The organism is Aeromonas sp. HMWF014 (assembly GCF_963878295.1).
GTDB classification, from domain to species: domain Bacteria; phylum Pseudomonadota; class Gammaproteobacteria; order Enterobacterales; family Aeromonadaceae; genus Aeromonas; species Aeromonas popoffii.
Window position 1 is genome coordinate 8,838 of the sequence record NZ_CAWNYS010000492.1, and the last position, 8,211, is coordinate 17,048.

Genomic DNA, 8,211 nt, shown 5'->3' on the forward strand with positions numbered 1-8,211 from the left:
CACCGCCATGGACGTGCGCCGCCTCTCTGACGAATTCCAGCTCCGTGGTCGCCTCATCGACGCGGTGGATGCCGAGCTGTTTGGCCGCGAGCCCGCCGCCATACTGCGGCTCTTCTACCAGATAGCCCAACATCCCGAGATGGCCGGCATCCACTCCGCCACCCTGCGCCAGCTGCGCGAGGCGCGCCGCAAGCTCAACTGCTGGCTGCAGGATTTGCCCGAGTGCCGCCGCCTGTTCATGGCGCTGCTGCGCCACCCAAACGGCATAGGTCAGCCGCTCACCCTGATGCACAAATACGGGATCCTGGCGGCCTATTTGCCCCAGTGGAATCTCATCGTGGGCCAGATGCAGTTCGACATGTTCCACGCCTACACGGTCGATGAACACACCCACCGGCTGCTCAAGAACATTCATCAGTTCCCCAATCCGGCCAGTCGCCAGAGTCACCCGCTCTGCCATGAGGTGTTCACTCGGCTGCGCAAGCCGGAGCTGCTCAGTATCGCCGCCCTGTTTCACGACATCGCCAAGGGCCGGCGCGGGGATCACTCCGAGCTCGGCGCCGTGGATGCACTGGAGTTTTGCCAGCTGCACGGCCTGGATCGCTACGAGAGCAGGCTGGTCGCCTGGCTGGTGCGCCACCACCTGCTGATGTCAGTCACCGCCCAACGCCGCGACATCTATGATCCCGAGGTGGTCACCGACTTTGCCCAGAAAGTACGCGACGAACAACATCTCGACCTGCTCTACTGCCTCACTGTGGCCGACATCTGTGCTACCAACGACAGCCTCTGGAACGACTGGAAAGGCACCCTGCTGCGCGAACTCTACTTCGCCACCCAGAAGGCACTGCGCCAGGGGCTGGAAAATCCACCCGACATGCGGCTGCGCATTCGCGAGAACCAGCGTCAGGCCAAGCAGATCCTGGCCCAGCGTGACGTGCCGGAAGCGGCCATCAACCAGCTGTGGAGCGACTTCAAGGCCGACTACTTCCTGCGCCACAGCCCGGAGCAGATCGCCTGGCACTGTCGCAAGATCATTGCGCATGGCGACAACCCGGCCCCGCTGGTGATCATCGGCAAGCATCCTACCCGGGGGGGCAGCGAGGTGTTCATCTACTGCCGCGATACCCCAAACCTGTTTGCCACCGTGGCCTCGGCGCTGGATCAGAAGAACCTCAACATCCACGATGCCCAGATCATGAATTCGCGCAGCGACTATGTGCTGGATACCTTCGTGGTGCTGGAGCCGAGTGGCGAGCCCATCAGCCCCAACCGCACCGCCACCATCAAGAAGGCGCTGGAGAAAGCCTTGCAGGAGCCGGGCAAGCTGGTGCTGCGCAACAAGCCGCTGTCGCGGCGCCACCGCCAGTTCAGCGTACCGACCCGCGCCGTCTTCCTGCCCCACAAGGGCGAAAACCGCCACACGCTACTGGAGCTGACGGCGCTGGATACGCCTGGTCTGCTGGCCCGGATCGGTGCCGTGTTCCAGCAGTGCGGCCTCTCCCTGCATGCGGCCAAGATCACCACCATTGGCGAGCGGGTGGAGGATTTCTTCAGCCTCACCACCCTCACGGGCGACCCCTTGACCCAGCATGAGCAGCAGGCGCTGGAAGAGCGGCTGGTGAATCAGCTCAACCCCCAGGCGTCGGCCGATGAGGAGAGCAGCGACAGACCGGAGAAAGGCCTCACAAGACGCCTTTCTTCATCCTGATTTATCAAGCAGAACAAATGGTTGGACCACTTAAGCACAATAAATCACCGTTCTCCCGAAGAAATCGGCTTGAGCCCTTAAAAACAATTGGAAAAGTGTGATACAACAAACCGAATTTTTTAAAGGAAACCTGTCATGACCGAGTTGCAACAGATCATCGAAGCGGCCTTCGAGCGCCGTGATTCCATCACGCCAGGCTCAGTCGATGCCGCCACCAAAGCCGCCATCCTGCAAGCCATCGACCTGCTGGATACCGGCAAGGCCCGTGTCGCCGAGAAAATTGCTGGCGAGTGGGTGGTACACCAGTGGTTGAAGAAAGCGGTACTGCTCTACTTCCGCATCAATGACAACGGCATCATCAAGGGCGACGACGCCCAGTACTACGACAAGGTTCCCCTCAAGTTCTCCGACTACACTGCCGAGCAGTTCAAGGAAGCGGGTGTGCGCGTGGTGCCACCGGCGACTGCACGCAAAGGCGCCTTCATCGCCCCCAATACCGTGCTGATGCCCTCCTATGTCAACATCGGCGCCTTCGTTGACGAAGGCACCATGGTCGACACCTGGGCTACCGTGGGCTCCTGCGCCCAGATCGGCAAGAACGTGCACCTCTCCGGCGGCGTCGGCATTGGTGGCGTACTGGAGCCGCTGCAGGCCAACCCGACCATCATCGAAGACAACTGCTTTATCGGTGCCCGCTCCGAAGTGGTTGAAGGGGTTATCGTCGAGGAAGGCTCCGTCATCTCCATGGGCGTCTTCATCGGCCAGTCCACTCGCATCTATGATCGCGAAACCGGTGAAATCCACTATGGTCGCGTACCGGCGGGTTCCGTGGTCGTCTCTGGCTCCCTGCCCTCCAAGTGTGGCAAGTACAGCCTGTACGCCGCCGTGATCGTCAAGAAGGTGGATGCCAAGACCCGCGCCAAAGTCGGTATCAACGCCTTGCTGCGCTCCATCGACGAGTAATCAGCATTGCTGTGATGAAAAAGGGCGCCTTATGGCGCCCTTTTGATTTTGGCGCCCCTGTCACAGGCAAGCCATCAGGCTTCGGTTAAGATAGACGGGTCAGGATCGTTTCAAACCGAGGAAGCCCGATGTACGAGAATCTGAAGAGCCTGGGGATCCAGGAACCCACCTCAGTGGACAGCTATACCCTGCGCCAGGAAGCCAATCACGACATCCTCAAGATCTACTTCAAGAAGCAGAAGGGCGAGTTCTTCGCCAAGAGTGTCAAATTCAAATATCCCCGCCAGCGCAAGACCATGCTGGTCGACTCGGGTACCCATGAGTACAAGGATGTCACCGAAATCAACGCCAATCTCAAGTATGTGGTGGATGAGCTGGATAACCTGACTCAGGGCGTGCACACCCAGGCTGACCCGGATATCAAGCAGAAGATACTGCGTGATCTGCGTCATCTTGAAAAAGTGGTGCAGAACAAGATCCGCGATATAGAGCGGGATCTGGAGAAACTCTAGCCCCCCCCAACTCGCCAAAAGAGCGCCAAAGTGGCGCTCTTTTTATTGGCAGGCTTTATCTACTGATGACTCTCGATAAGGTGAGCTAAGCATGCCAACTTATGAACAGGGCCGACTTTCCACTGCGCCACTTGGGCAACCCCATACCTGCCACGACCCGACTCACGTCGACTCGCACTATCCCGGACCACACATAGAAAGAGGGAGGCTTTCGCCTCCCTCTTCAAACACGCAGATATTTAGGCAACAGGATTAGTTGCTCTTAATCCAGATGTCCATGTCGGTTTTCAGGTTGTCGGACTTGGTACCGAAGATGGCTTGTACGCCGGAACCAGACACGACCACACCGGCAGCCCCCAGTTTCTTCAGACCAGCCTGGTCAACCTTGGCAACATCGTTCACACCAACCCGCAGACGGGTGATGCAGGCATCCAGAGAAGCGATATTCTCTTTACCACCGAAGGCGGCAACCAGAGCAGCAGACATCCCGTCCTTGCTTTGGCTAACGGTCTCTTCCGCAGTCTCGTCTTCACGGCCCGGGGTTTTCAGGTTCATGGCACGGATAACGAAGCTGAACACCACGTAGTAGATGACCGCGTAGACCAGACCCAGACCTACCAGCAGCAGCATGTTGTCGGCACGGGGTGATTGCACCACGAAGTCGATAAAGCCGTTGGAGAAAGTATGACCGTGTACCACGCCCAGGGAGTTGGTCAGCACATAGGCCAGACCAGCCAGTACAGCGTGGATTGCGTACAGTACCGGAGCGATGAACAGGAAGGAGAACTCGATCGGCTCGGTGATACCGGTCAGGAAAGAGGTCAGGGCGGCAGAGGCCATGATACCAACGATCTTGGCGCGGTTTTCCGGCTTGGCAGCGTGAGCGATAGCAAACGCAGCAGCAGGCAGACCGAACATCTTGAACAGGTAGCCACCAGCCAGCTGACCAAAACCGTTACCGGCAGCGCGGGAAGCGTCATCAGCAGTCAGGAAGCAGGTCATGATACCGTGAACAGTTTCACCGGCAGCGTTAACACAGGTACCTGCCTGATAGAAGAAAGGCACGTTCCAGATGTGGTGCAGACCGAACGGGATCAGTGAGCGCTCAACCACGCCGTAGATACCGAAAGCCAGTACCGGGTTCTGGTTAGCAGCCCAGTCAGAGAAGGCACCGATGGCAGCGCCAACTGGCGGCCAAATTACCGACAGGATCACACCCAGGCCGATAGAGACGAAACCTGTGATGATGGGGACGGCACGCTTGCCCGCGAAGAAGCCCAGATACTCTGGTAGCTGGATCTTGTAGAAACGGTTGAACGCCCAGGCGGCGACACCACCGGCGAGGATACCGCCCAGGACACCGGTGTCGATCTTGTCAACACCCATCACTGGCGCCATCACAGACAGGGTGGCGGTCATGATACCGTAGCCAACGATGGCTGACAGACCGGAAACACCGTCGTTATTGGTAAAGCCGAGGGCCACACCGACGGCGAACAGCAGGGCCATCTGACCGAATACCGAGCCACCGGCCTGTTCCATCAAATGGGAAACAATTTCTGGCAACCAGCTGAAGTTTGCAGCACCGACACCGAGCAGGATACCTGCTACTGGCAATACGGAGACGGGCAACATCAGCGATTTACCAACCTTTTGCAGATTAGAAAACGCATTTTTCATCATGAGTGTATGCTCCTGAATGGATTATCTTCCCGTAAACGCTTCAGTCCAATTGATAGACGATCACGAGCATCATCTTCATCGGCATGAATTCGATTGGGGGGTTGTTTATTTTGACCAGATGAATATAACCCAGTAGATCGAAAATTTCTTCGTTCAGGCGCAAGGGAATAAAGAATTTGGAGGGGAGATCACAAGATAATTCTGAGGGGGAATTCGAAAGAATTGAAGATATAATTCGGCACTTTCATGCTACGCCATTAATATGAAAAGTGCTGTTTCGCATTGTATTTTAACCAATCATAACAATACCAAAGGAAACACCTTGTAACCGAATGTAACTTATTGCTGTTTTTCTATTTTAGTCTACCGATTAAAAAGGCCTCCAACAAGGGAGGCCTCAAATAAATATCATTCTATAAAGACTGGGCAATATTCAGCCTTTTTGCGAACGCTTGACCGCGTCAATAAAGATGGATTTCGCCTTGGTTGAACCGGCACGCTCGGCCTCATTGACCAGTTGCATCGCCTTGTCGATATCGCCGGCTTTTACCGCTTTCTCGATTTGGGACTGATAGAAGGCTTCGGTCTCGGTCAGCATGGGTGCCACACTTTTGGCAACCCCAGTAGTGGCCAGTGGCACCACCAGTTTATTGGGCGAAGAGTTGACCACCGGCGTATTGGCATCAATCACATCCTGATAGATAGGCTTGTAATAGTTGCTGTCTGTCTTTACGCCACTCAAGTCTTCCACAGATATGCTGACAACGCCCCAGGGAGAGTGCGGAATGACAGGATCCTTCTCTCCGTAGTCAACCACCCCCAGTGACCTGGTCATCAGCTTGGAGGGACTAAAAATGGTCGTTGTCTTATCCAGAGTGCCATGGTCGGTATAGATCACCATATAGCTCTCATTGTTCGGGTTGCCGACATAGGAGCGATCAACGGTAAACACCGCTGCTATTCGATCCCCCTGCAGCATCCGCGCCGGCTCATACTTGAACACATCGCTGCCTAACTTGCGGGTCACATTGAATTTGGCATCAAGCATCAAGACTGTCGGGTTGAACAGTGATTTATCAATTAATCCATCGACTGTGATACGCAGATCACCAGAGTTTACGGGTAAACGGAAGGCTAAAAAATAGCTTTTCCCTTCACTGAAATTGTAAACCGGAGAGCTGCCATTGATTGGGATCAACTTGGTCGAACCAAGATGGAGATCCTGAAAAGGCAGGCTGGAGACATCGCGACAGCAACTACTAACCGTAGCCAATTGGTCCATCGCAACCTCGCGATTTTCCATAATAGACTTGAACTCTTGAGTCGGGGCTACGTTCGTTTCCAACGCAGCACATCCCCCCAGGGCAACAGAGCAGAATACAGTCAAAGCTAATCTGGAATATCTCATTGCGTGACCCTACGAAACGTGTTGTAAAAAAGAGCCCCCGTCATGCGGGGGCGCTTGTAATCATGTCATGAACAGCTTACCACCAGGCTTCGGCTTGAACACCGAAGGTCCAAACGTCATCCTGTTTCACGCCATTGGAATCCGGACGGAACTGTCCATCGGCATCCAAATAGGAAGCGTAAACACGGATTTCCGGACGGGCCCAGAAACCAGAACCGGCGGACCAGGCTTGTGCCAGGGTATACTTCTTACCGATATCACTGCTTTCGGTACCGTTGTGCGGCTTATTGTTATCGTGGTGGTAACCAAGCTCAGCGATAGTCTTCATTGTATCGTTCCATTTATACATCGGACGAACGACTACAGAGAAGGTTTCCTTGTCAGCGCTGTTATTGTCGATGTCACTGGCAGTCCCGAAGACCAGCTGGTGACCAACTTCGACTTTATCACCCACCGGCAGCACGCCCCAGTTGATGAAACGCCAGCCGTCGCCCTTGGCGGCAGCTTGGCTCAAGCCACTACCAGAACCGCTACCATATTCAACCGCCTGAGCGGCATAACCATCAGCAAAGTACTGAACAACAGTTTTGTTGAAGCCACCCAGCATGGATTGGGTCAACTCTGCGGTCACCATGTGACCATTTCTCTCGAATTCCTTGTCACCCAGAACGGACTTCTGCTCATCGGTCAGATTGCCACGGGCGTAGTTATAACCCAACTCCAGAGAACCATCTTTCCACAGCGGGATGCCTGCATAACGCAGGTCCAGCACGTCAGTGTTAACACGCTCGTCTACACCAACTACGCCAACAAACTCATCGTATTTTTCCCACGGATCGTTACGCAGCCATGCAAAAGAGAGCTTGCCCGGACCAGCTTGGATATTTTCTACGCCAGCACCGGCACCAGACACATCCCAGTAATAGAAATCTGTGATGTGGATGTCGTGACGTTGGTAGTAACGCTTACCGGCCCACAAGGTCGATTCTGGGGCAAAGCCCAAAACACCTTTGGCTTGAACGTTAAATTGACGCAGAGCAAACTCGGCGTCGTCGTTGCTGGTGCCTTCCCAGTCACGTCCTTGCTGACCAGAAACCATTGCAAACATGGAGTCGACGTAGAAGGACTTGCCATCCTTGTTGTAGGCCTCATGGCCCAGCTGTACTTCGCCGTAGGTCTCGGCTTCGTTGCCCAGACGACCTACTTTCTGTTTGGCGTAAGTTTGCAGGCTGCCGTTGTCGGAAGTACCGACACCAGAGCGCATATAGCCGTGGAAATCAACCGCGAAGGCGGCTTGGGAAGCCAGGGCTGCGGTTACTGCTGCAGCGATCGGAAGCCACTTTGCTTTCATTTTCATTTTCCTTATTCCCGCTGAGAGGAGTGTGATCCTGATATTCAAGTTCTTATCACCATAAAAACGCTTAGGTGATAACCGGGGTCGATTATAGGTAGCCAATTTCGTGACAAACATGAGCTGATTCACAGAATGGCGACAAAGTGCCCGGATCACTCCAGAGATGGCTTAGTGGGATGTCAAAAGCAAAAACAAAGCAACAATTCACCACTAATGACAAAAATAATGAAAACAATGCAACCATGAAAACGATACCAATCATTAATTCGCTTCAATTATTAAGATGAAAACACCCAAATCAATGACAAAAACATGACTGAAATCGCTTTCAATGCGGAACTTTTAATTTTCTTGCATGTCTGTCATGACAGAAATACATGCTCGGCCAAGCGAAGGGATGCCAGAAAAATAGCCGGATAAAAGGCGAAAAATATGGTCAGTTGAGGCTTGTCTGTCCCAAAAATAAACATCCCCCATGGTCAAACCAACGGGGGACATATAAAGAACACAAGGAGGGGAAAGCTCAGAGTGAGAGCATGAGTTATTTAAATGTTAATTTAATTATATTAAACCAACACCC

The 8,211-nt window shown here is 54.1% G+C and carries 7 protein-coding genes; 4 read left to right on the forward strand and 3 right to left on the reverse strand.

The window, feature by feature from the left end:
* The 3 genes from glnD to AAC083_RS18980 form a co-directional block, all read left to right on the forward strand.
* Positions 1 to 1,711 (forward strand): [protein-PII] uridylyltransferase (gene glnD, locus AAC083_RS23345; protein WP_258224771.1); only part of this gene is annotated, 1,711 nt, incomplete at its 5' end.
* A 135-nt stretch (positions 1,712 to 1,846) separates the two neighbouring features.
* Entirely contained in the window at positions 1,847 to 2,674 is an 828-nt protein-coding gene (dapD, locus tag AAC083_RS18975) for a 2,3,4,5-tetrahydropyridine-2,6-dicarboxylate N-succinyltransferase (protein ID WP_042038143.1), read from the forward strand.
* A gap of 128 nt (positions 2,675 to 2,802) precedes the next feature.
* Complete coding sequence (locus AAC083_RS18980; RefSeq protein ID WP_042038140.1) at positions 2,803 to 3,186, forward strand: DUF3461 family protein; 384 nt, start codon at positions 2,803 to 2,805, stop codon at positions 3,184 to 3,186.
* Between the two features lie 252 nt (positions 3,187 to 3,438).
* Here the strand turns inward: AAC083_RS18980 and ptsG are convergent, their stop codons facing one another.
* The 3 genes from ptsG to AAC083_RS18995 form a co-directional block, all read right to left on the reverse strand.
* Positions 3,439 to 4,869 (reverse strand): PTS glucose transporter subunit IIBC, encoded by a 1,431-nt coding sequence (gene ptsG / locus AAC083_RS18985; protein WP_108537429.1) that lies wholly within the window; start codon positions 4,867 to 4,869, stop codon positions 3,439 to 3,441.
* Positions 4,870 to 5,302: 433 nt separating this feature from the next.
* Complete coding sequence (locus AAC083_RS18990; protein WP_258224772.1) at positions 5,303 to 6,172, reverse strand: MalM family protein; 870 nt, start codon at positions 6,170 to 6,172, stop codon at positions 5,303 to 5,305.
* Between the two features lie 181 nt (positions 6,173 to 6,353).
* Complete coding sequence (locus AAC083_RS18995; protein ID WP_108537430.1) at positions 6,354 to 7,628, reverse strand: maltoporin; 1,275 nt, start codon at positions 7,626 to 7,628, stop codon at positions 6,354 to 6,356.
* A gap of 380 nt (positions 7,629 to 8,008) precedes the next feature.
* Between AAC083_RS18995 and AAC083_RS19000 the strand changes: the two genes are divergently transcribed.
* Positions 8,009 to 8,211, forward strand: a 203-nt coding sequence (locus AAC083_RS19000) for a hypothetical protein (protein WP_219927917.1), incomplete at its 3' end; no start/stop codon positions are given.

What these genes read in the sequence shown, in the direction of transcription:
- dapD (WP_042038143.1), top strand. Translation starts at nt 1,847, where the DNA reads ATGACCGAGTTGCAACAGATCATCGAAGCGGCCTTCGAGCGCCGTGAT.
- AAC083_RS18980 (WP_042038140.1), top strand. Translation starts at nt 2,803, where the DNA reads ATGTACGAGAATCTGAAGAGCCTGGGGATCCAGGAACCCACCTCAGTG.
- ptsG (WP_108537429.1), bottom strand. Translation starts at nt 4,869, where the DNA reads ATGATGAAAAATGCGTTTTCTAATCTGCAAAAGGTTGGTAAATCGCTG.
- AAC083_RS18990 (WP_258224772.1), bottom strand. Translation starts at nt 6,172, where the DNA reads ATGGAAAATCGCGAGGTTGCGATGGACCAATTGGCTACGGTTAGTAGT.
- AAC083_RS18995 (WP_108537430.1), bottom strand. Translation starts at nt 7,628, where the DNA reads ATGAAAGCAAAGTGGCTTCCGATCGCTGCAGCAGTAACCGCAGCCCTG.